Source organism: Rhodococcus sp. 4CII, from assembly GCF_014256275.1.
Taxonomy (GTDB): domain Bacteria; phylum Actinomycetota; class Actinomycetes; order Mycobacteriales; family Mycobacteriaceae; genus Rhodococcus_F; species Rhodococcus_F wratislaviensis_A.
On record NZ_JACCFE010000002.1, the window covers coordinates 3,001,778 to 3,024,354 of the forward strand.

Below are 22,577 nucleotides of genomic sequence, written 5' to 3' on the forward strand. Positions count from 1 at the left end.
GCGAGAGTAACGTCGTATCGATCGTGCCGCTGAACGAGGGGCGCTCGTCGCGATGCCCGGACAATCGACGGCCGATGGTTGCGGAACCCGAACTCCTCCAGGAGTAGCCATGGTTTACGTCTCGTCACCGAGCAAGTCCGTCGAATCACTCGCAGTCGTGCTGATTGCCGTCGGAGTCGTCCTGCTCGCACTGCTCACCCTCTACCTGGTCGGCTTCGACCAGGGTGCGATCTCCCGAAGCGGCATGTACCTGCACGAATTGATGCACGACGGTCGCCACCTCCTGGGAGTTCCCTGTCACTAGTTGCACCACAACGGAGCACGCGATGAACTCTCCAGCAGATTTCGATGCACAGGCGAACAGGGTGGCGGGTTACAACCCCGTCCATCACGAAGAGATGGATTCGCCGTACTACCTGTCCAATTCCGCGTTCGACGCGTTGCGGCACGTCCTGCACGATGTCGGCGGCCAGCCCGCCCTCCCCGTCAAGTACGAGGAGAAGGTCGAAGAGGACTGGGAGATGAGCACGTACGTCACCTGCGAATGCCTCGGCTGGCGGGGAGTGTGGAACTCCGAGGAGCGCCGCCGGGCCGAGAACGACCTGGGTGCCACGCTCTACTTCGGATTGCCGTACTACGCGCGGTGGATCACGGTGGCCGCCAAGACCCTCATCAACAAGGGCCTGATCACACCGGACGAACTCTCCGCCAAGATCGACGAGGTGCGGGCCCGGACCGCCGGCGGGACAGCGGCGGGAGGCCGGTCATGACGAAGAAGTTCGAGATCGGCGACCGCGTCACCGTCAAGCATGCGACGTCGATGTTCCATACCCGGACCCAGGCATTCATCCGCGGACACACCGGCGTCGTCGTCGAACACCGCCCGGAGTGGGTGATTCCCGAGGACGAGGCTTGGGGGCGGGTGGACGACGGACGGACCGAACCGTTCTACGTCGTCCGCTTCCAGCAGACCGACCTGTGGCCCCGCTACACCGGATTCGAGATCGACACTTTGGAAACCGAGTGCTCCGAGCGCTGGCTCGAGCCGGCAGGAGAGGCGGACACATGACGCATTCACACGACGATCACGCACCGATCCAGGCCTCGGAGGAAATCAGCGAATTCGAGGTCCTGGAGACCGCCATCCGAGAACTGTCCATCGACAAGGGGCTGTTTTCCCGCGAGGATCACCGCCGCTTTTCGGAATGGGCCGAATCGGTAGGGCCGTCGGGTGGTTCGCGATTGGTCGCGAAGGCGTGGGTGGATCCGGAATTCAAGAAGCGACTGCTGGCCGACGGCACCGAGACCTGCAAGGAGGTGGGGATCGACTGGCGCGACCCCACCGGGTCCGGCACGCCGAGCGACTACACGTACTTCTACGTGCTGGAGAATACCCCGAAGGTCCACAACGTGATCGTCTGCACGTTGTGTTCGTGCTACCCGCGCCCGGTTCTCGGCATGTCTCCGGACTGGTACCGCACACCCAACTATCGCCGCCGGCTGGTGCGCTGGCCCCGCGAGGTGATCGCGGAATTCGGCCTGCACTTCCCGGCGGACGTCGAAGTGCGCGTGCATGATTCGAATCAGAAATCGCGGTTCATGGTGATGCCGATGCGCCCCGAGGGCACCGACGGGTGGAGCGAGGAACAGCTCGCTTCGATCGTCACCCGCGACACCATGATCGGCGTTGCCGTCCCGCAGGTCGACTGGACGGCAACCGCACCACCCTCGGACAACGGAGGAACCGCACGATGATGACGGACAAAGGTTACGACGTCATCCTGAACACGTTGACGCCGGAAACAACTCGCGACGACGTGACGCTACCGGACCTCGATCGCAAACCCGACCCGTGGGAATCGAGCATGCAGGCCACCGCGGAATGCCTCTCCTGGCGTGGCGCCTGGGACAATCTCGACAGGCGCCACACCGAGGACGAGCTGGGCGAAACCATCTACCGCGACTTCCCCGTCCGCTCCCGGTCCGTCGTCGCCACCGCTCACGCGCTGATGGACAAGGGCGTCATCAGCCCGGACGAACTGCAGGCGAAGATGGAGGAAGTGCGCGCTCGGTTCAACCGGCAGTAGCGGTCTGCACTCAGGATTCGAGTGCCGCGTCCAGCGTGATCTCGACGCCGGTGAGTGCCTTGCTCACCGGGCACGACTCCTTCGCGGCCTGCGCGGCCTTGGCGAAGCCGTCGGCGTCGAGACCGTCCACCTCGCCACGGACCGTCAGCTTGATGCCGGTGAGCTTGAAACCCGGGTTGTCCGGCCCGAGTGAGACATCGGCCTTGACCTCCAGGCTCTGCGGGGTTCCGCCGGCCTCCGCGATGAGTGCGGACAGCTGCATCGCGTAGCAGGACGAATGCGCCGCCGCGATCAGCTCCTCGGGGCTGGTGGTTCCACCCGCCTCCTCGGCCGCCCGCTTCGGGAACGAGACGTCGAAGGTCGCGACACCGGAACTGGTGAGTTCCACCTGGCCGCTTCCCTGTTCGAGCGATCCGTTCCAAGCAGTCCGTGCGGTACGTGTCGGCATGCCACATCCTCTCGTGATTCTTCGGGTGTACGTGTCGAACCTACTCGTACCGGGCGGACATCCGCAGCGCCCGAGAACGCAGGGCGGCCCGCAGATCGTCCGGTGCCAGCACTTCCGCGTCCGCACCGAACGACCACAGCACCCCACTCGCGTGGGCGTCGTCGCCGAACACGACTTCCAGGCGCACCCGGTCGTCGTCGAACGGTCCCTCGGATCGGACGTCGAAGACGCGCTCCACCAGATCGTCGCGTCGCTCCCGGCGGACGAGGATGTCGGCGAGCACCGGTGTCCCCCGCGCCCGGAATTCCGCGCGGCGACGTTCCCAGATCGCGGCGAGGTCGATGTCGGCGGATCGCTGGGCGGGCTCGTCGAGTTCGCGAACGTCCTCGATCCGGTCGAGCCGATAGGTCCGGTCTCGTCCGGCGTCCGTCGCCACCAGGTACCACCGTCCCGCCGCGTGGATCAGGCCCTGCGGGTCCACGACGCGCCAGGCGGCATCGTCGCCCCGCGACGCGTAGAGGATGCTCAGCCGCCGTCCCACGAACACCGCCTGCTGGATCAACCCCAGATGGTCGTCGACCTGTTGCGCATCGGTCAGCCACGTGCCCTGAGTGACGAATACCCGCTCAGCCACCTTCGTCGCCGCCGCGCGGTGCGCGTCCGGCATCGCCGCCACCACCTTGCGCATCGCCGACGCGAACGCGGGCGCCATGCCCAGCGATTCCGATGTCACCGCCGAACCCGCCGCCAGGAGTGCCTTCGCCTCGTCGACCGTCAGACCGGTGAGGTCGGTGGTGAATCCCGGAAGCAGTTCGAAACCGCCGTCCCGGCCCCGTTCGGCAAAGACCGGGATTCCCGCCGTCGACAACGCGTCGATGTCCCGCAGCACCGTGCGGGGCGACACCTCGAGTTCGCGGGCCAGGGCCGAAGCGGACATCCGCCCGCGGTTGCGGAGCAGGAGGACGAGCGAGAGCAGGCGGTCGGCGCGCATGCGACAAAGTCTCGCAGAAATACATGACAGCAGATGTCATGTATTGCCGCGATAGTTGCCTCATGACAAACATGACAGATCCCCGACCCCTGTACCGCGACGCCCTCGCCTGGACCACCGGCCTCATCGACACCGTGCGTGAAGACCAGCTGACGGCGTCGACACCGTGCGCCGACTTCGACGTCCGCACCCTCCTCGGCCACCTGGTCGCGACAGTGGAACGCGCCCGAGTGATCGGCGAAGGCGGCGACCCGGGCACGGTTCCGCTGGTCGTCACCGACATCCCGGCGGGCGGGTACGGCGACGCGTATCGTTCCGCGACCGAACGCATGTGGCCCGTCTGGACCGGCGACGACCGCCTGGACGCGACGGTGACCGCACCGTGGGGCTCTGTGCCCGGCCGGGCCGCGATCTGGGGCTACATCAACGAGACCCTGGTACACGGCTGGGACCTGGCGATTGCCACAGGGCAACCCTCCGAAACCCGCCCGGAACTGGCCGAGGCGATGCTCGAAGTCGCACGGCACGCGGTCCCCGCGGAGACCCGGGGTGGGCACGTGCCGTTCGCGGAGGTCGTCGAACCGCTGCCGACGGCGGGCCCCACCGAGCGGCTCGCCAACTGGTCGGGGCGCAAGAGCGTCTGACCCCGCACACACGAACGGGCCGCCGGTGGTAAACCACCGGCGGCCCGTTCGTTCGACTACTGCCTGCTTACTCCGAGTCGGCTGCGCCCGACTTCGCCAGGTCGACCGGAACCTCGTCGGGCACCGTGACCGGCTTGGTCTCGCCGCGGAACGTGAACTTCGCGTCCTCGCCCGCACCTTCACCGTCCCAGTTGTCGACGTCGACGTACACGATCTGACCGGGTCCGACCTCGCCGAAGAGGATCTTCTCCGACAGCTGGTCCTCGATCTCGCGCTGGATGGTGCGACGCAGCGGCCGTGCACCCAGGACCGGATCGAAGCCACGCTTGGCCAGCAGTGCCTTGGCCTTCTCGCTGACCTCCATCGTCATGTCCTTGTTCTTCAAGGCCACCTCGACGCGCGCGACCATCAGGTCCACCATCTGCACGATCTGCTCGGTGGTGAGCTGGTGGAACACGACGATGTCGTCGATGCGGTTGAGGAACTCGGGACGGAAGTGCTTCTTCAGCTCGTCGTGCACCTTGAGCTTCATCCGCTCGTAGTTCGACTCGTCGCCCTTGCCGGACGTGAAGCCGAGACCCACAGCCTTGGAGATGTCCGAGGTGCCGAGGTTCGAGGTGAAGATGAGCACCGTGTTCTTGAAGTCCACGGTCCGGCCCTGACCGTCGGTGAGACGGCCGTCTTCGAGCACCTGCAGGAGGGTGTTGTAGATCTCCTGGTGTGCCTTCTCGATCTCGTCGAACAGGACCACGCTGAACGGCTTGCGACGCACCTTCTCGGTGAGCTGCCCGCCCTCTTCGTAGCCGACGTAGCCGGGAGGGGCACCGAACAGCCGCGACGCCGTGAAGCGGTCGTGGAACTCGCCCATGTCGATCTGGATGAGGGCGTCGTCCTCGCCGAACAGGAAGTTGGCGAGCGACTTGGCCAGCTCCGTCTTACCGACACCGGACGGGCCGGCGAAGATGAACGAACCGGACGGACGCTTCGGGTCCTTCAGGCCGGCACGGGTACGACGGATGGCCTTGGCGACAGCCTTGACCGCGTCTTCCTGACCGATGATCCGCTTGTGCAGCTCCTCCTCCATGCGGAGCAGACGGGTGGTCTCCTCCTCGGTGAGCTTGAACACGGGGATGCCGGTCCAGTTACCCAGGACCTCGGCGATCTGCTCGTCGTCGACCTCGGCGATGACATCCAGGTCACCGGAACGCCACTGCTTCTCCCGCTCCGCGCGCTGAGCGACGAGGGTCTTCTCCTTGTCGCGCAGGTTCGCGGCCTTCTCGAAGTCCTGCGCGTCGATCGCGGACTCCTTCTCGCGGCGGGCGTCGGCGATCTTGTCGTCGAACTCGCGGAGGTCCGGCGGTGCGGTCATCCGGCGGATGCGCATCCGGGCTCCGGCCTCGTCGATGAGGTCGATGGCCTTGTCCGGCAGGAAGCGGTCGTTGATGTAGCGGTCGGCGAGGGTGGCGGCGGCGACGAGAGCACCATCCGTGATGGATACGCGGTGATGTGCCTCGTAGCGGTCGCGCAGACCCTTGAGGATCTCGATGGTGTGCTCCACCGTCGGCTCGCCGACCTGCACCGGCTGGAACCGGCGCTCGAGGGCGGCGTCCTTCTCGATGTACTTGCGGTACTCGTCGAGGGTGGTGGCACCGATCGTCTGCAGCTCACCACGGGCGAGCTTCGGCTTGAGGATCGAGGCCGCGTCGATGGCGCCCTCGGCCGCGCCTGCACCCACGAGGGTATGCAGCTCGTCGATGAACAGGATGATGTCGCCGCGGGTGTTGATCTCCTTGAGGACCTTCTTCAGGCGTTCCTCGAAGTCACCACGGTAACGGCTGCCGGCCACGAGCGACCCGAGGTCGAGCGTGTACAGCTGCTTGTCCTTGAGCGTCTCGGGGACCTCGCCGTTGACGATGGCCTGAGCGAGACCCTCCACGACGGCGGTCTTACCGACACCGGGCTCGCCGATCAGCACAGGGTTGTTCTTGGTACGGCGCGACAGCACCTGCATGACACGCTCGATTTCCTTCGAGCGGCCGATGACGGGGTCGAGTTTGCCCTCGAGGGCTGCCTGGGTGAGGTTACGACCGAACTGGTCGAGCACCAGCGACGTGGACGGGGTGCCCGCCTCGCCGCGCGTGCCGCCGGACTCGGCCGGCTCCTTGCCCTGGTACCCGGAGAGCAGCTGGATGACCTGCTGACGCACCCGGTTGAGGTCGGCGCCGAGCTTGACCAGCACCTGCGCCGCGACGCCTTCACCCTCACGGATGAGGCCGAGCAGGATGTGCTCCGTACCGATGTAGTTGTGTCCGAGCTGCAGTGCCTCGCGCAGGCTGAGCTCCAGGACTTTCTTGGCACGCGGGGTGAAGGGGATGTGGCCGGACGGGGCCTGCTGGCCCTGGCCGATGATCTCCTCGACCTGGCTGCGCACTCCTTCGAGGGAGATGCCCAACGACTCCAGCGACTTGGCAGCGACACCTTCGCCCTCGTGAATGAGGCCGAGCAGGATGTGCTCCGTACCGATGTAGTTGTGGTTGAGCATCCTGGCTTCTTCTTGAGCCAGGACAACAACGCGCCGTGCGCGATCGGTGAACCTCTCGAACATCGCTCTCCCTCACACTTTCCGACGTGCAGTCACGAGACCGGGTGTCTCGTCCCTGTTCGCCGCGTTTCGCTCCGGCACTACAAGCAGATCGCCAACGCCTGCTCCGAGGGCAGAAGCCTCGAACCGACGAAGGTTCCACGACCCCATCTATTACTGTAGTTGGCTGCCGATCGACCTGCTGCCCCTCCACCCCTTTAGGTGGGGGAGCAGGCCTGCTTACCCGTATTCAACGCCCCAGCTCCGGCAATCGTTTCCCTTTCGCTGTACGCCTGGAGCGAACAGGTCGGGCAAAGGCGATCGGACCACCATTTCGTAGCCACCGGAGTGATCGAGGTCGGCGACCCGCGCCCCGAAGGGCGCGAGGCCTGCGTATCCGGACAGGGTATGTCGGCGAGCTGTGAATTCGCTACCCGTTCGTTTCCGTCGGTGTCGTCGTCCATACCAGCGGGTTGGTCCGAACTCCCCCGGTAACCGGCAGCGCAGCAGGATGAAGTCCGGGGCGGGCTACCCCGCGACAGGCGCGACGAACCGGCACGGCACGTCGCGCGGATGCCCGGGATCGAGCGCATTCAGGACGAAACCCGCGGCGCGTGCCGAACCCGCCACCGCGACGTGGTCGGAGTAGTCCTGCTCGCATCCGTCCTGCACGACGATGTTGGTGGTGGTCGGTCCCGGTTCGATGCCGCTCGTGTACGGGACGACGAGTTCGTCGTAGCGGGTGGTGATGTTCGTGTAGTCGATGCCGGGAGCGTAGACGCCACCTGCACGCATCCGGTCGATGAACGCCGAACCCTGCAGCATCTCGGGGCAGGCCCCACAGACGGGGAAACCGGCCGCCACCTCGTCGTCGATGCCGAGCGAGCGCATGAACCGGCCGGCACTGACCTGATCGTTTCCGTACGTGCCGTGCCACGGCGGCGCGAGCGACACGATCTTCGCCACCTTGCCGGCACCGCCGAAGAACTTCACGTAGTTGTTCGCCTGCACGGTGCCCTGGGAATGTCCCACCAGGTCGACCTTCGACGCCCCCGTGCTCGACAGCACCTCGTCGACGAAGGCGGCGATCTGAGCGGTGCCTTCGTCGATCGGCGTCATCCCACCGATCGCATCCAGCGGCCACGGCAGGTCGGGGAAATTGCCGTAGGTGAGGGCGTACACGCAGTAGCCCGCGTTGGCGAGAAGCGGCGAGTAGACCGCCCAGTTGGTTTGCCGTGCGCCCCCGGTGCCGTGGACGAGGACCACGGGTTCGGGGTGGGCGTCACTCGGCCGGCAGGACCAGTCGTTCGAACCGGGCGCCGAACCGCCCGGATTCCCCAGTTCGAGCGGCACACCGGCGAGGAAGGAATCGGGAACCGGATAGACGGGCGCCGCGGTCGCCACCCCCGCGCCCGCCCACATCACGAATGCCAGGATCAGGATTCCCGATACGGACACGAAGCGACGCACAGCTACCCCCAGCCTTACCCGATTATCGGATCAGAGCGGGACGGTAACAGCCCAGGTCGCTTCGCGGAGCGGATCAGAGAATTTCGTTCCCAGCTAACTTTCAGTTCGCCTTGTTGTAGGCGTCGATTATTTCGGCGGAGATACGGCCACGGGCAGAAACCTTTTTGTTGTTCTTCCGCGCCCATTCACGGATCGCGGCACTCTGCTCGCGATCGACCGAAACTCTGGACTTGGTGGCCGCGGGAGCTGCCACCGCCTTGCCGCGCTTGCGCGAGCTCACCTTGCGGGCGTGAGAAACCCACACGTCGAGCTGCTCGCGCAATTTCGCCGCATTCTCCGAGGAAAGGTCGATCTCGTACTGAACACCGTCGAGTCCGAACTCGACCGTCTCGTCGGCAGACGCCTCTTGATCGACATCGTCGATCAAGGTGACCGTGACCTTCTTTGCCATGGGATGAATTTCCTCTCGAATGAAGCGACGTCTCATCGTCAACGTGAGCTACGACCCGGAGGTAACCATACCCCTGTTCTTCCGAATCGGAATACGAGGAATGGATCTAATTCAACCGCGCGAATTCACCCTGGTGAATCAGCGAGAAGAAGGACGAACAATGGGAAACAGGATTGTTTCCCGGATTCCCAATCCAGTCAAAGCCATGAGCAGACGGTCGATTCCCATTCCGGTACCGGTGGTCGGCGGCATTCCCTGCTCCATTGCCGCGAGGAATTCCTCGTCCAGGACCATCGCCTCGTCGTCACCGGCCGACGCGAGCCGCGCCTGATCGACGAACCGCTCACGCTGGATGACCGGGTCCACCAATTCCGAATAGCCCGTGGCCAACTCGAATCCGCGAACGTACAGGTCCCACTTCTCGGTGACCCCCGCCTTACTGCGGTGGTCACGGGTCAACGGGGACGTCTCGACCGGGAAGTCACGGACGAACGTCGGCTCGAACAACTGATCACCGCACTGGTGCTCCCACAGTTCCTCGACGAGCTTGCCGTGCCCGTAGCCCTTGCCCTTGGGGACCTCGAGGCCCACCTTCTCGGCGAGAGCCAGCAATTCCTCGACCGTCGTATCGGGGGTCACCTCGACACCGATCGCCTGCGACAGCGACGGGTACATCTCGAGGGTCTTCCATTCACCACTGAGGTCGTATTCGGTGCCGTCCGCGAGGGTGACGATCTGTGAACCGAAAACGGCCTGCGCCACTTCCTGGACGAGCTCGCGAGTCATGACGGCCGAATCGTCGTAGGTGCCGTACGCCTCGTACGTCTCGAGCATCGCGAATTCCGGCGAGTGCGTCGAATCGACACCCTCGTTGCGGAAATTCCGGTTGATCTCGAACACCTTCTCGATACCACCGACGACGCACCGCTTGAGGAACAACTCGGGCGCAATTCGAAGGTAGAGATCGATGTCGAGCGCATTGGAATGGGTGACGAACGGCCGCGCCGCGGCGCCGCCGTGCAACGTCTGCAGCATCGGCGTCTCGACCTCGAGGAACCCGCGACGCTCGAGCGCGTTCCGAAGTTCGCGAACTACCGCCACACGCTTACGCGCATTCTCCCGCGCCTCTGCGCGCACGATCAGATCGGCATAACGCTGCCGGACGCGGGACTCCTCGTTCATCTCCTTGTGCGCAACCGGGAGGGGCCGCAGCGACTTGGACGCGATCTGCCACGAATCGGCCATGACGCTCAGCTCACCGCGGCGGGAGCTGATCACCTCACCGTGCACGAACACGAAGTCACCGAGGTCGACGTCGGCCTTCCAGGACGCGAGCGCGTCCTCCCCGACGGCGGCGAGACTGATCATCGCCTGCAGCTGGGTGCCGTCGCCTTCCTGCAGCGTCGCGAAGCACAACTTGCCCGTGTTCCGGACGAAGATCACCCGGCCGACGACCCCGACCTGGTCGCCGGTGGCCGTGTCGGGTTCGAGTTCGGGATACTTGGCCCGGATCTCCGCCAGTGAGTGGGTGCGCGCCACCGACACCGGGTACGCCTCACGTCCCTCCGCGAGGATGCGCTCACGCTTCTCCTGGCGGATCCGAAGCTGCTCGGGGGTGTCGTCGACTGGCTGGGCTGCTACTTCACTCACGGGTCACCAGCCTAATCGACAGCCCCGCGTCCCCCTATTCCGAGGTCAGCCCCACTCGACGAGTCAGTGAGCCGAGACGGTGGCCAGCTCCCGCGCGCAGTGCCGGGTCGCGATGAGCGACCCCAGCAGACCCGCCGCCTTGATCGCCTTGTACCCGCCGACGAGATCGGTCGCCTTGTGCAAGCCCAGCTGCTGCAGGGCGGCCGCGGCGAGACTCGAGGTGTAGCCCTCGGAGCAGACGATGATCCATTCGACGTCATGGTCGACGGCCAGCGCCAGGTGAGCCGAGCTGGTGGGATCGCAGCGCCACTCGAGGACGTTGCGTTCGATGGCAAGCGCGCCGGGAAGTGTTCCCTCGATCGCCCGCTGCGCCTGCGGCCGGATGTCCACGACGATCGCGCCGCGCGCCACGGCCTCGGGCAGTTCGAACGCGTACATGCGGTCGATCTTGGTGCGGGCCTCTTCGAGCATCTGGTCGATGTTCACTTCGAACCACCCTCGGGGAGATCGGTGAGCTCGGTCCGGGTACGGCGCAGGGTGCCGTGGTCGGTGACCTCGTAATAGGACATGGCCGACAATGGTGGCGAATAGGCGTGCACACTCAGCGTCGGTGTCACCACCTCCGCCCCGGGTGCGTCGGGCGCCCGCACCACGTCGTGGACCCAGCCGAGCGGGAACGAGGCCTGATCGCCGGCGTCGAGAACGCGGTGACGCAGTCGGTCACCCGCCCAACGGAACTCGGACAGGGTGCCACTGAGAACGGTGAGCGCGCCGAAAGAGCCTGCATGGTCGTGTAATTCGGTGTTCCGGTCGGGAACCCAGCTGATCAACCAGACATCCACGTCGTCGTCCGAGTAGAGCCGGGTCGACCAGCGCTCGTCGGTGGGCCAGCTCTGCGGAAGAAGAACGTCGTGGCGGCCGTCGAGGACCTCGGAGGCACCCTGATCGGTGATGCGCAGCAGGTCGGCCGGGCGAAGACGGGTGGGTACAGATGCAGAAGAATACGTTGCGAGCACGAGAGAGACTCCCAGAAGTGTGAATTGGTCAAGGCAGCGTTCAGCCTCGACAACACTCCTGAGCACTCGTGCAGAGATTCACGGGGACCATTCTGACATAACTTCCGCGAAGAGGGAACCCATCACTCGAGCGGACTGCGACGCGCTCCCCGGCGGGCCTGATTCCGCTCGTAGACCAGGCGCAGCCCTTCCAGGGTGAGGTCGGGCTCGTGCTCGTCGACAGTCTCCGTCTCGGGCATGATCAGCGGCGCACGGTCACCGGTCGCGATCACCACCACATCGGAACCGGAGAACGCGGGCAGTTCCCTGCGCACACGACGCACCAGTCCGTCGACGAGGCCGGCGAAACCGAACACCGCACCCGACTGCATGCACTCGACGGTGTTCTTGCCGACGACGGAGCGGGGACGCACCAGTTCGACCTTGCGCAGCGCCGCCGACTGGGACGCGAGGGCGTCCGAGGAGATCTCGAGACCGGGCGCGATGGCGCCGCCGAGAAATTCGCCCTTCGCGGACACGACGTCGACGCACGTGGAGGTACCGAAGTCGACCACGATGCACGGCGCATCGTAGAGGTGATGCGCGGCAAGGCTGTTCACGATCCGGTCGGCGCCGACCTCTTTGGGGTTGTCGACGAGCAGCGGGACACCGGTTCGCACGCCGGGCTCCACCAGCACGTGCGGCACATGCCCCCAGTACCGCGTCAGCATCACGCGGATCTCCCGCAGCACCGACGGCACCGTCGACAGCGCGGACACACCGGTGATCTGGTCGGTGTGCCGGCCCAGGAGCCCGCGGAAAATGAGGGCCAGTTCGTCGGCCGTCATCCTCGCGTCGGTGCGCATCCGCCAGTCCTGCACCAACTTCGAGTGTTCACCGGCACCGGTGAACAGTCCGAGAACAATGTTGGTGTTCCGGACGTCGACGGTGAGGAGCATGGATCAGACCAGACTGGATTCGCGCTCGGCGTCGAGCGTCGACAGCATGCGCGGGGTGATCAGGCCGGAGCCCTCCGGCGCGTGGGCCGGGTCGGCGCCGAGTTCGACCGGCGCGTTGGCGGCGTCGACGAACACGACACGCGGTTCGTAGTCCCGCACCTCCTGCTCGTTCATGACGCCGTAGGCAATGAGGATGACGAGGTCACCGGGCTTGACCAGATGCGCAGCGGCACCGTTGATTCCGATGACGCCACTTCCCCGCTCGCCGGCGATGACATAGGTTTCGAGCCGCGCGCCGTTGTCGATGTCGACGATGCACACCTGCTCGCCCTCGAGCAGATCGGCGGCGTCCATCAGATCCTGATCGACGGTCACCGAACCCACGTAGTGCAGGTCGGCGTGGGTGACGGTGGCGCGATGGATCTTCGACTTCATCATGGTGCGAAACATGTTCCGGTCCTTACTCTTCTAGCGGGAAAGAAGCTCGTCCGGCGCGGACGGGTCCGACGCCTCGGTGTCACGTTCGAGAAATCCGGTGCCGACGGCGACACCGACGTTGTCGATCAGGCGGGTGGTTCCGACCCGGGCGGCGACGAGCAGCCGGCCGTCTCCCCGCTCCGGGGCGGGACCGAGATCGACCCCCCGCACTTCGAGGTAGTCGACGTCGACCTCGGGGGTCGACGCCAGCACCTCGCGGGCGGTGGCCAGAATCGCCTCGGCACCACCGGCGGCGGCGTGCGCCCCCGCGATCAGCGCCGCGGACAACGTGGTCGCCGCGTTGCGCTGCTCCTCGTCGAGGTAGCGGTTCCGCGAGGACAGCGCGAGTCCGTCGTGCTCACGCACGGTGGGCACACCGAAGATCCGGACGTCGAAGTTCAGATCGGTCACCATCTGCCGGATCAGCGTCAGCTGCTGGTAGTCCTTCTCGCCGAAGTACGCGGCGTGCGGTGCGGCGATCTGCAGCAGCTTGGCGACCACGGTCAGCATGCCGGCGAAGTGCGTCGGCCGAGACGCACCCTCGAGTTCGGCGCCGAGCGGTCCGGGAAAGATCGTCGTCCGCGGGCCTGCCGGGTACATGGTGGCCGCGGTGGGAACGAACACCAGCTCGACTCCGGCCTCACGCAGTAGTTCGAGGTCTGCATCGAGGGTGCGCGGGTAGGCGTCGAGGTCTTCGCCCGCCCCGAATTGCAGCGGGTTGACGAAGATCGAAACGATCACCACCGCGCCGGTCAGCTTGGCCTGACGCACCAGCTCCAGGTGGCCTGTGTGCAGGGCCCCCATCGTCGGCACGAGCGCGACCTGACGACCGACGCCGCGCAGCGCCTTGGAGACCCGCGTCAAAATCTGCGGGTCGTGGTGCACGGTCAGTTCTCCGCGCTTGTATCCGCCGCGCAGATCGCTCACGGAACTCACCTCCGGTCTTCCAGGATGTCGAGCAGTTCGGGTGACGCGCCGGCGCGTTGCGCCGACCGCAGTGAGAGAGCGCGGTAGCCGGCCGCGATCTGCGGATCGACTTCCTCGAGGACCCGCAGGTGCGTGGCCACCGCCTGGGAGTCGCCCCGCGCGACGGGCCCCGTCAGCGCCGACGGCCCACGCCGCAGGGCGTTGTCGAGTGCCGCCGAGAGCAGCGGCTGGAGAACACGTTCGGCCAGACCGTTGGGCTCGTCGCCGATCAACTCCTGGCCGAGCAGTTCCTGGCCTTCGAGCGCGACCCGCAGTGCGGCGACGGCGTCGACGACGAGCGTGACGAGGTGATTGCTGCCGTGGGCGAGGGCGGCGTGGTACAGCGGCCGCATGTCCTCGCGGACCCGGACGGGCTCCCCGCCGATCTCGAGAACCAGTGACTGCCCGATCGCGTACCCGATGTCATCGGCGGCGGTGACGCCGAAACAGGCTGACGCGAGACGGACGGTGTCCTCGTCATGCCCGGTGAACGTCATCGCCGGGTGGATCGCGAGCGGCACGATGCCCTGCTCGGTGAGCGGTTGGAGAATTCCGATGCCGTTCGCTCCGGACGTGTGGGCCACGATCGCACGGTTCGGCACCGCCCGGGTGGAGGCCAGGCCTGCGATCAGCGACGGCAGTTCGGCGTCGGGAACTGCGAGGATCAGCAGTTCGGAGCGGGCGGCGACCTCCGCCACCGGCAGGACCTCGGTCTCAGGGAGCCGGGTGCGTGCCCGGTGACGTGACGCGTCGGAGACCGCCGAGCAGGCGACGACGACGTGTCCTGCCCGCTCCAACGCGGCACCGATTGCTGTACCGACCCGGCCGGCGGAGACGATTCCTACCGTCAACCTCGCAGGCGCAGGGCCATTAGTGATCCCGAAAGAGGTCACCTTCGTCCTCTCGTTCGTTCCAGTCCCGCTCGGCGGGTACCAGACGTTCCAGGTGAGGATAGCCCGGGTCGAACGCACCCCGCCATGCGCCGGCAGAGTGATATATGCCTCACACGGTGTGGGTTGTCCCGGGCGCGTCCGGCGCTAGTCGGCGCGGCGACGCCTGCCTCCGCCGGCCTGGGCGGACCCCGATGTCGACTGCATGTTCGCCATGATCTCGGCGACGGACAGCCCGTTCGAATGCGCGCCGGACTGTTCTTCGTCCTCCGCTGCGCGTCGGCGCCCGCGGCGTCCCTCCGCCTCCGGTTCGGGCTCGATCGCGGGTTCCGTTCCGGCCGCGACCTCGGGTTCGGGCTTCGGTGCGGGCTTCGGTGCGGGCTTCGGCTCCGGCGCGCGGTCGGGCACTACCTCGGCGACTGGCTCCGGTTCCGGCTCGACCTCGATTTCGGGTTCGACGCGGCCGGCGTCGAGGGGCTCCACGATCGACGTCTCGGCGGTGACCGGATCGTCGTCCGGATTCGCGAACGGTTGCGACTGCTGAGCCGAGCCGCTCTGGTGCCCCGCCCCGGCGGCGTGTCCCGCACCCGGGACGTACAGGCCGGACGCGGCCGGCTGATAGCTGCTGTAGGAGCCGCCGGCGAGTTCCTGCACACGCGTCGAATCGGCGCGCAGCGCGATCCGTTCGGTCGGCATCGCACCGTCGAACAACGCTTCGAGATTCTTGCGGAGCGACGCGAGCTCGGCCCGCAGCGCGGCGAGTTCGTCGGCGTCGGCGCGCACTTCGCTGCGCACCCGCTTCTCCACGGTGAGTTCGTATTCGCGCCGCGCCGAGATCTCCCGCTCCAGCTGCAACTCGTACACGGTCTGCAGATCGTTGACCTTCGCCTTGTCCAGCGCCGACTCGCGCCGGTACTTCGTCATCGCGATGGCACCGACCGTCGCGGCCCAGAGTGCCGCCACCAGGCCCACTCTCAGGAGTTGGACGCTGTCGCTGAAGATCAGGAACAGGGACGCGATCACCGCTAGAGCCAGCAACCCCGCAACGATCATCTGGCTCGCGCTGCGCCTGTTGCGGCGCGCAGACTTCAGGCGACCAGGATTCGTCATGGTGCCAGGGTACTTGGCCCACAAGGGTGCGCCGCGCATTCCATCCGTCCTGCGGCGATCCCCCACAGCCCTAATGCGCCGGCTCGTCCGACGGGTCGTCGGGGGTGCGGCAGCAGTGTTCGAGCCACAGTGCGGCGCCGACGAGCGCCAATGCGGCGACGAGACCCACCCACGCTCCGGGGCTGTCCGAGACCGCCGCCCGGAGCACCGAACGCTGCGGAAGCAGGTACAGCAGGAAACCGCCCCACACGCCGGCCGTCGCCGCACCGACGAGCGCGGACGCCTTCGCCAGCGCCGCGACCCGGGCCGCCGTGATGGGGTGCAGCTGATGCGGGCCGTCGCCCAACTGATGATTGCTGACCCGGGATCGCACCATGAAGGCGAGTACGACCTCGATCAGCGCGACCGGATACAGCGACGCACCGGCGTACACGGGAATGGGGGGAAACGACCCGTAGAACACGCGAACCAGAATCCAGGTGGCGGCGAGGGCGAGAGCGGCCAGGAACAGCAGATCCCAGATCCGGGTGGGTTTCATCGTGCCCGTCGGTTCCGGCTTCATCGCGACCGCCGGTTCAGGACGAGGTCCGTCCGGTGCACACCGGCCCGTTCGTCCTCGTCCAGCAGTGCCACCAGCGCGTCGACCCGGGTGCTCGTCCCGTCGACGGGCAGCACGGCCTCCGGGTCGACGTCCAGCCACGGAATCAGCACGAAGGCGCGTTCGTGCGCCCGCGGGTGCGGCAAGGTCAGTTCGGGGTCGTCGCTGCGGACTTCGCCGCACGAAACGACGTCGACGTCCAGCGTGCGCGGGCCCCACCGTTCGGTGCGCACCCGATCGGCGGCGGCCTCGAGTTCCTGCCCGCGCCGCAACCAGCCGTAGCCGTCGAGTGCGGGATCGTCGACGACGACGACCGCGTTGAGGAAGTCCTGCTGCTCCACACCGCCCCACGGCGCCGTCGAAAACACCGCCGAGACGGCCACGACCGCGTCGTCGAGCCCGTCGAGGACGGACTGCAGATGGGCGAGGCTGTCGCCGACATTCGACCCGATCGACAACACCGCGCGGCTCATGGCCTCGACCTGTGTGCAACCACCGCCACGTCCGCGAAGGTCAGCGGGATCGGCGCGGACGGCTTGTGCAACACCACCTCGGTGCTCCGGACACGAGGATCGGTCATCACCCCGTCCGCGATCTCCGCGGCCACGGTTTCGATGAGGTCCCGCGGCGGCCCGGCGACGATCGCGGCCGCGCGCTCGGCCAGCCCGCCGTAGTCGAGGGTGTCGGCGAGGTCGTCCGACGCGGCCGCGACCGCGAGGTCCATCCAGACGGTGATGTCGACGTAGAAGTCCTGACCATCTCGCTTCTCGTGTTCGAAGACGCCGTGGTTGCCACGAACCTTCAAGCCGCGCAACTCGATTCGATCACTCACGTCCGGCTGCACCCTTTGTCCAGGCTTCGGCCACCGCGATGGCGTCGAGGGACGCCTGCGCGTCGTGCACGCGCACTCCCCACGCGCCGTGCGTCGCGGCCAGCGCCGACACGACCGCCGTCGCAGTCTCCCGGCCTGCCGGTGGCCGGGGATCGCCGTCCGCGTCCGCCAGCAGTGCGCCCAGGAACCGTTTGCGGGACGCGCCGATGAGGACGGGAAAACCCAGCTCGTTGAATTCGGGCAGCGCCTTCAGCAACGCCCAGTTGTGGTCGGCGTTCTTCGCGAAACCGAGACCCGGATCGAGCACCAGGGAACCCTGATCCACCCCGGCCTTCACGGCCACGTCGACCTGGGTCATCAGTTCGTCCCGGACCTCCCGGACCACGTCTTCGTAGTGGTCGGCGGTGCCGCGGTGCACGTAGTCGGCAGCCGAACGCCAGTGCATCAGGATCCACGGCACCCCGGCGTCCGCGACGACCGAGGCCATCGCCGCATCCGCGCGGCCACCGGCAACGTCGTTGATGATCGACGCGCCCGCCTCGATCGCGGCCTCCGCGACGGAGGCCCGCATCGTGTCGACGCTGACGCAGATGCCCTCGCGCACCAGGTCCGCGATCACGGGTGCGACCCGCGCGGCCTCGACGTCGGGATCGACCCGCGCGGCGCCGGGCCGGGTGGACTCGCCGCCGACGTCGACGATGTCGACGCCGAGGCGCTTCAACTCGAGACCGCGTTGCAGCGCCGCGTCGCGATCGAGGAAACGGCCCCCGTCGGAAAACGAATCGGAGGTGACGTTCAGGACACCCATCACCACGGTTCGGCCCGGCGAGGGCAACTCGATCACGGTCACTTCCGCAGAATAAGGTCCAGAGCCTCGGAACGTGAGGCCGCGCTGGACTGGAGGAGACCACGCACCGCGGAGGTGGTGGTACTCGCACCGGGCTTGCGGATTCCCCGCATCGCCATGCACAGATGCTCGGCCTCGATGACCACGATGGCGCCGCGCGGGTCGAGTTTGCGCATCACGGCATCGGCGATCTGGCTGGTCAGACGCTCCTGGACCTGCGGGCGCTTGGCGTACAGGTCGACGACGCGGGCCAGCTTCGACAGCCCAGTCACCTTGCCCGTCCGGCCGGGGATGTACCCGACGTGGGCGACGCCGTGGAACGACACGAGATGGTGCTCACACGTGGAGTACAACGGGATGTCGCGAACCAGCACCAATTCCTGGTGCCCCTCGTCGAATGTCGTGTTCAACACGGTGTCCGGGTCGGTGTAGAGGCCCGCGAAGACCTCCCGATACGACCGCGCCACCCGGGCCGGTGTGTCGCGGAGTCCGGGACGGTCCGGGTCTTCACCGATCGCGATCAGCAGTTCGCGCACCGCCGCCTCGGCCCGCGGCTGATCGAACACCCGGCCTGTCTCGAGTGCGACGGGCTCACTACCGAGATGATTCACCGACAACCGAAACTCCTCCAGTACCGGGACCCATCGTCCCGAAGCAACAGCCTAGTGTCGGGCGGATCAGTTCGATCCGTCCGGTCCTTTCCAGGCCCTCGTCTGAGCGTCGTCGTCCCCGGTGCCGCGCTGCTCGTGCGGCGGGTTCCACTGATTCCCCGGACCCTGGTTTCCCGAACCCTGGTCACCGGGCCCCTGATTTACGGGACGCTGGTTACCGGGGTACTGACCCTCCGGGTTCTGGTTGCCGGGATCGCGTGGCGGCCAGCCCGGAGCGGACCAACCCGCGGGGGCGCCGTAGTCGGGACGCGGCTGTGGCATCCCACCCTGCGGCCGGGTCGGCGCCGGCTGCGAGTAGCCGTTGGCGGGCGCCGGGTGCGGGTACTGCTGCTGCGGCGGAGCCGGCTGCGACTGCTGCTGCGCGAACACCGGCTCGGGGTGCTGGGGCCACGGCTCACCGCGCTCCACGGCGAGTTCCCGCGGCGTCTTGACCGGCGGCTTGTCGGACGGGGTCCGGTGGCCGAAGTCGTTGAACGCGGTGATCCGGGGCCGCTTCTCGACGCTGTGGAAGATCTTCTCGAGATCCTTGCGGGTGAGGGTCTCGCGCTCGAGCAGTTCGGTGGCCAGGATGTCCAGCACGTCCCGGTATTCGTTGAGGATGGCCCACGCCTCGGTGTGCGCCGCTTCGATGAGGTTGCGGACCTCTTCGTCGATCTCGCGCGCGACCTCGTGGGAGTAGTCGGACTGCTGCCCCATCGAGCGGCCCAGGAACGGGTCGCCGCCCTCCTGGCCGTACCGCACCGCGCCCAGCTTGGCGCTCATGCCGTATTCGGTGACCATCGACCGGGCGATCTTCGTCGCCATGTCGATGTCGGAGGACGCACCGGTGGTGGGCTCGTGGAACACGAGTTCCTCGGCCGCGCGGCCACCCATCGCCATGACGAGCCGGGCGATCATCTCGGACCGCGTCATCAGGCCCTTGTCGTCCTCGGGAACCGTCATCGCGTGACCGCCGGTGCGGCCGCGGGCGAGGATGGTGACCTTGTAGACGGGCTCGATGTCGGGCATCGCCCACGCGGCGAGCGTGTGCCCGCCCTCGTGGTACGCGGTGATCTTCTTCTCGTGCTCGCTGATGATGCGGCTCTTGCGGCGGGGACCGCCGACGACGCGGTCGACCGACTCCTCCAGCGCGGCCTCCGTGATGACGGTGCCGTTCTCGCGGGCCGTGAGCAGCGCGGCCTCGTTGATGACGTTCGCCAGGTCGGCGCCCGACATTCCGACGGTGCGCTTGGCGAGGCCCTCGAGGTCGGCATGCTGATCGATCGGCTTGCCCTGCGAGTGCACCTTGAGGATGGCGCGGCGACCGGCGAGGTCGGGGGCGCCGACCGGGATCTGCCGGTCGAAGCGGCCCGGACGCAGCAGCGCCGGGTCCAGAATGTCGGGGCGGTTGGTGGCCGCGATCAGGATGATGCCGGTGCGGTCACCGAAACCGTCCATTTCGACGAGCAACTGGTTGAGAGTCTGCTCGCGCTCGTCGTGGCCGCCACCGAGGCCGGCGCCACGCTGGCGTCCGACGGCGTCGATCTCGTCGACGAAGATGATGCACGGACTGTTCTGCTTGGCCTGATCGAACATGTCACGCACGCGGGACGCACCCACACCGACGAACATCTCGACGAAGTCCGAACCGGAAATCGTGAAGAAGGGCACCCCGGCCTCGCCTGCCACCGCACGGGCGAGCAGCGTCTTACCGGTCCCGGGCGGGCCGTACAGCAGGACGCCCTTGGGAATCTTCGCGCCCAATGCCTGGTAGCGCGCCGGATTCTGCAGGAAGTCCTTGATCTCGTAGAGCTCCTCGACGGCCTCGTCCGCACCCGCGACGTCGGCGAAGGTCGTCTTCGGCATGTCCTTCGACAGTTGCTTGGCCTTCGACTTGCCGAAGCCCATGACACCGCCGCGACCGCCGCCCTGCATCCGGCTCATCACGAAGAAGAAGATGCCGAGCAGGATCACCATCGGCAGGACGAACAGCAGGATGGACGTGAGCCAGCTCTCCTGCGTGACCGTGGTGTTGTAGCTCTGCAGGCCCTTGTCGGAGATCTCGTTGAAGATCTGCTCGGACGCCGACGCCGGATACTTGGCGAGGATCTCGGTCTTGCCGTCGGTGGCGTCGTTGCCGTCCTTCAGCCACAGGCGCACCTGCTGCTCCCGGTCGTCGATCTGCGCCTTGTCGACGTTGTTGGCGTCGAGTTGCGCGATCGCCACCGAGGTGTCGACACTCTTGAATCCGCGCGTGTCGTTGCCGAAGTAGCTGAAGGCGTAGATCACCAGCAGGATGCCGGCGACTATCGCCAGGTTTCGAAACACAGTCTTACGGTTCATACAGGTCGGCCGAGCTGGCCGGTCCTTTCGAGAGTGCGGGTCTTCCGGGTGCGCCTTCCGGCTGCCAACCGGACAAACCAGGTTACCGCGAAGGCACCCCGGCGACTCCAGGTAGCAGCCAACCGCTGTCGGGAGCGGTCTCTCCCCTGTCAACGCACACGGACGCCCATCGGTTCCCCGGGACTCGATCCGGATGCGAATGTGCGGGAGTTCACCGGGCGGGCGCGACCCTCGGCCAGCCGCCCACCCGCTCGATGTGAGCGGCGAGCGCCAGGATTCTCGCCTCACCGCCGGGCGGCGCGGCGATCTGCACGGCGAGCGGTGTGCCCGAGTGCGAGTGCGTGCCGACGGGAACACTCGCCGCCGGCCAGCCGACGAGGTTCCACAGCGCGCTGAACGGGGCGTACCGCACATTGGCCACGACGTTCGACGCCCACGACCGCTCGCTCCACGCCGTGGCCGCGAGCGGCGGCTGGGCGAGCGCGGGCGTGACGACGACGTCGTATTTCTCGAAGAACTCGCGCAGCGACTCCTCGAGCTTGTCGACCTGCTCCGGGCGGACGAACCGGCCCAGCGCCCGGCCGAGCGCGACATGCCTGCGGGTCCGCGGTTGCAGTTGCCGCCGATCGAGCCCTTTCGCGTCGGCGGCCGTTCCCGCGGTCCAGCGGGCGAGGACAGGAAGCAGGTTGACCGGATACGGCAACGTCGCCGGTTCGACGTCGTGCCCCGAACCGGTCAGTTCCGTCCCGGCGCGGACGGCCGCGTCCCGCCACTGCGGGTCGACCGTGGCCAGGAATGTGGGCGAGCCGGCCGCCACCGCGATGCGCAGCGGCTCCGACGCGCCGATCCGGGCGAGGTCCGGGCGGTCGGCGAGCACGGAGAGCATCAGGGCGGCGTCGCCGACGGTCGTGGCCAGGGGCCCGTTCTCGGCCATCCCGAACCATGAGGTGGCACCGAGTTCGGACGGCACGACCCCGCGGCCCGGTTTGATGCCGAACACCCCGCAGTTCGCCGCGGGGATGCGGATCGAACCCAGCCCGTCGGTCCCGTGGGACAGCGGCACCATTCCCGCGGCCACGGCGGCAGCGGCGCCCCCGGACGAACCACCGCAGGTCCGGGACAGGTTCCACGGATTGCGGGTGATGTGGCCGGGCGCGTCGGTGGATCCCCACACTGCCAGTTCGGGGAGCGTCGTCAGGCCCACGACCACGGCTCCCGCCGCTTTCAGTCGTGCGACGACGGCGTGGTCGGTGGCTCTCGGTTCGGCGCTGGTCGCCGTCGATCCCTCGCGCATCGGCAGTCCGGCCACGGGGATGACGTCCTTGATCGCGACGGGCACTCCCGCCAGCGGAAGAGTGGCCAGATCCGGCCGTTGTGACAGCGCTGCCGCGTCGGCTCTGGCCTGGTCCTCGAGGACGGTGACGAACGCCCGGATCTTCGGGTCGCGCTCCGCGATGGCGGCGAGCGAGGCCTCCACGGCCTCCGTGGGGCCCGCGACGCCCGAGCGGACCTGCTCGGCGACGACGGCGGCGGGAGTGAACGGGGAATGCCCCATCTCACGAGTATATGGTGCCGCGGACCAGGGATT

Annotated in this window: 26 protein-coding genes; 6 read left to right on the forward strand and 20 right to left on the reverse strand. The window is 67.2% G+C overall.

Annotated features, from left to right (window positions below; all coding sequences use genetic code 11):
- Positions 1–109: 109 nt before the first annotated feature.
- The 5 genes from H0B43_RS14595 to H0B43_RS14615 are packed head-to-tail and all read left to right on the forward strand — an operon-like array spanning position 110 to position 2,087.
- Complete coding sequence (locus H0B43_RS14595) at positions 110–304, forward strand: CbtB domain-containing protein (protein ID WP_012691521.1); 195 nt, start codon at positions 110–112, stop codon at positions 302–304.
- A 22-nt stretch (positions 305–326) separates the two neighbouring features.
- Complete coding sequence (locus H0B43_RS14600) at positions 327–770, forward strand: SH3-like domain-containing protein (protein WP_185727260.1); 444 nt, start codon at positions 327–329, stop codon at positions 768–770.
- A complete protein-coding gene (locus H0B43_RS14605) occupies positions 767–1,069 on the forward strand; it encodes an SH3-like domain-containing protein (protein WP_185727259.1) in 303 nt (100 codons plus the stop codon). The genes H0B43_RS14600 and H0B43_RS14605 overlap by 4 nt, the downstream gene beginning before the upstream one ends.
- Complete coding sequence (gene scnC, locus H0B43_RS14610) at positions 1,066–1,755, forward strand: thiocyanate hydrolase subunit gamma (protein WP_185727258.1); 690 nt, start codon at positions 1,066–1,068, stop codon at positions 1,753–1,755. The genes H0B43_RS14605 and scnC overlap by 4 nt, the downstream gene beginning before the upstream one ends.
- A complete protein-coding gene (locus H0B43_RS14615; protein ID WP_185727257.1) occupies positions 1,752–2,087 on the forward strand; it encodes an SH3-like domain-containing protein in 336 nt (111 codons plus the stop codon). Before scnC ends, H0B43_RS14615 begins: the two co-directional genes overlap by 4 nt.
- A 10-nt stretch (positions 2,088–2,097) precedes the next feature.
- Here the strand turns inward: H0B43_RS14615 and H0B43_RS14620 are convergent, their stop codons facing one another.
- Positions 2,098–2,535 (reverse strand): OsmC family protein, encoded by a 438-nt coding sequence (locus H0B43_RS14620; protein ID WP_005244949.1) that lies wholly within the window; start codon positions 2,533–2,535, stop codon positions 2,098–2,100.
- A gap of 40 nt (positions 2,536–2,575) precedes the next feature.
- A complete protein-coding gene (locus tag H0B43_RS14625) occupies positions 2,576–3,526 on the reverse strand; it encodes a YafY family protein (RefSeq protein WP_185727256.1) in 951 nt (316 codons plus the stop codon).
- 62 nt (positions 3,527–3,588) lie between these two features.
- Here H0B43_RS14625 and H0B43_RS14630 point away from each other — a divergent pair, with 62 nt between their 5' ends.
- On the forward strand, positions 3,589–4,170 hold the full coding sequence (locus H0B43_RS14630; protein ID WP_185727255.1) for a TIGR03086 family metal-binding protein: 582 nt from the start codon (positions 3,589–3,591) through the stop codon (positions 4,168–4,170).
- A 67-nt stretch (positions 4,171–4,237) separates the two neighbouring features.
- On the opposite strand, the gene H0B43_RS14635 is transcribed toward H0B43_RS14630, so the two are convergent.
- From H0B43_RS14635 to H0B43_RS14720, 18 genes are all read right to left on the reverse strand, one after another.
- Positions 4,238–6,775: an ATP-dependent Clp protease ATP-binding subunit gene (locus tag H0B43_RS14635; RefSeq protein ID WP_185727254.1), complete on the reverse strand. Its 2,538-nt coding sequence runs from the start codon at positions 6,773–6,775 to the stop codon at positions 4,238–4,240.
- 504 nt (positions 6,776–7,279) lie between these two features.
- Positions 7,280–8,221: a triacylglycerol lipase gene (locus H0B43_RS14640; protein ID WP_185727253.1), complete on the reverse strand. Its 942-nt coding sequence runs from the start codon at positions 8,219–8,221 to the stop codon at positions 7,280–7,282.
- A 100-nt stretch (positions 8,222–8,321) separates the two neighbouring features.
- Entirely contained in the window at positions 8,322–8,672 is a 351-nt protein-coding gene (locus H0B43_RS14645) for an Lsr2 family protein (protein WP_005244957.1), read from the reverse strand.
- Between the two features lie 138 nt (positions 8,673–8,810).
- Positions 8,811–10,322: a lysine--tRNA ligase gene (lysS, locus tag H0B43_RS14650; RefSeq protein ID WP_185727252.1), complete on the reverse strand. Its 1,512-nt coding sequence runs from the start codon at positions 10,320–10,322 to the stop codon at positions 8,811–8,813.
- Between the two features lie 63 nt (positions 10,323–10,385).
- Positions 10,386–10,808, reverse strand: coding sequence for a rhodanese-like domain-containing protein (locus H0B43_RS14655; RefSeq protein WP_185727251.1), 423 nt, complete (start codon positions 10,806–10,808; stop codon positions 10,386–10,388).
- A complete protein-coding gene (locus tag H0B43_RS14660) occupies positions 10,805–11,338 on the reverse strand; it encodes a cysteine dioxygenase family protein (protein WP_185727250.1) in 534 nt (177 codons plus the stop codon). The genes H0B43_RS14655 and H0B43_RS14660 overlap by 4 nt, the downstream gene beginning before the upstream one ends.
- A gap of 122 nt (positions 11,339–11,460) precedes the next feature.
- Positions 11,461–12,276 (reverse strand): type III pantothenate kinase, encoded by an 816-nt coding sequence (locus H0B43_RS14665; RefSeq protein ID WP_185727249.1) that lies wholly within the window; start codon positions 12,274–12,276, stop codon positions 11,461–11,463.
- 3 nt (positions 12,277–12,279) lie between these two features.
- Positions 12,280–12,726 carry an aspartate 1-decarboxylase gene (gene panD, locus H0B43_RS14670; protein WP_185727248.1) on the reverse strand — a complete coding sequence of 149 codons (447 nt, stop codon included), beginning with the start codon at positions 12,724–12,726 and terminating at the stop codon, positions 12,280–12,282.
- Positions 12,727–12,744: 18 nt separating this feature from the next.
- Entirely contained in the window at positions 12,745–13,680 is a 936-nt protein-coding gene (panC, locus tag H0B43_RS14675; RefSeq protein ID WP_185727247.1) for a pantoate--beta-alanine ligase, read from the reverse strand.
- Between the two features lie 5 nt (positions 13,681–13,685).
- On the reverse strand, positions 13,686–14,612 hold the full coding sequence (locus H0B43_RS14680) for a Rossmann-like and DUF2520 domain-containing protein (RefSeq protein WP_185727246.1): 927 nt from the start codon (positions 14,610–14,612) through the stop codon (positions 13,686–13,688).
- A 144-nt stretch (positions 14,613–14,756) separates the two neighbouring features.
- Positions 14,757–15,719 (reverse strand): DUF6779 domain-containing protein, encoded by a 963-nt coding sequence (locus H0B43_RS14685; protein WP_185727245.1) that lies wholly within the window; start codon positions 15,717–15,719, stop codon positions 14,757–14,759.
- Between the two features lie 70 nt (positions 15,720–15,789).
- Positions 15,790–16,257 (reverse strand): DUF3180 domain-containing protein, encoded by a 468-nt coding sequence (locus H0B43_RS14690; RefSeq protein WP_185729958.1) that lies wholly within the window; start codon positions 16,255–16,257, stop codon positions 15,790–15,792.
- 20 nt (positions 16,258–16,277) lie between these two features.
- The gene (folK, locus tag H0B43_RS14695; protein ID WP_185727244.1) at positions 16,278–16,790 is read right to left on the reverse strand and encodes a 2-amino-4-hydroxy-6-hydroxymethyldihydropteridine diphosphokinase; all 513 of its coding nucleotides are present in this window, start codon (positions 16,788–16,790) and stop codon (positions 16,278–16,280) included.
- Complete coding sequence (gene folB / locus H0B43_RS14700) at positions 16,787–17,149, reverse strand: dihydroneopterin aldolase (protein WP_185727243.1); 363 nt, start codon at positions 17,147–17,149, stop codon at positions 16,787–16,789. The genes folK and folB overlap by 4 nt, the downstream gene beginning before the upstream one ends.
- Positions 17,142–17,999 carry a dihydropteroate synthase gene (gene folP, locus H0B43_RS14705; RefSeq protein ID WP_185727242.1) on the reverse strand — a complete coding sequence of 286 codons (858 nt, stop codon included), beginning with the start codon at positions 17,997–17,999 and terminating at the stop codon, positions 17,142–17,144. Before folP ends, folB begins: the two co-directional genes overlap by 8 nt.
- Positions 17,996–18,613: a GTP cyclohydrolase I FolE gene (folE, locus tag H0B43_RS14710; protein ID WP_043826734.1), complete on the reverse strand. Its 618-nt coding sequence runs from the start codon at positions 18,611–18,613 to the stop codon at positions 17,996–17,998. The genes folP and folE overlap by 4 nt, the downstream gene beginning before the upstream one ends.
- 60 nt (positions 18,614–18,673) lie before the next feature.
- Positions 18,674–20,989 (reverse strand): ATP-dependent zinc metalloprotease FtsH, encoded by a 2,316-nt coding sequence (gene ftsH, locus H0B43_RS14715; protein ID WP_185727241.1) that lies wholly within the window; start codon positions 20,987–20,989, stop codon positions 18,674–18,676.
- A gap of 211 nt (positions 20,990–21,200) precedes the next feature.
- Positions 21,201–22,544: an amidase gene (locus H0B43_RS14720; RefSeq protein ID WP_185727240.1), complete on the reverse strand. Its 1,344-nt coding sequence runs from the start codon at positions 22,542–22,544 to the stop codon at positions 21,201–21,203.
- Between the last annotated feature and the right edge of the window lie 33 nt (positions 22,545–22,577).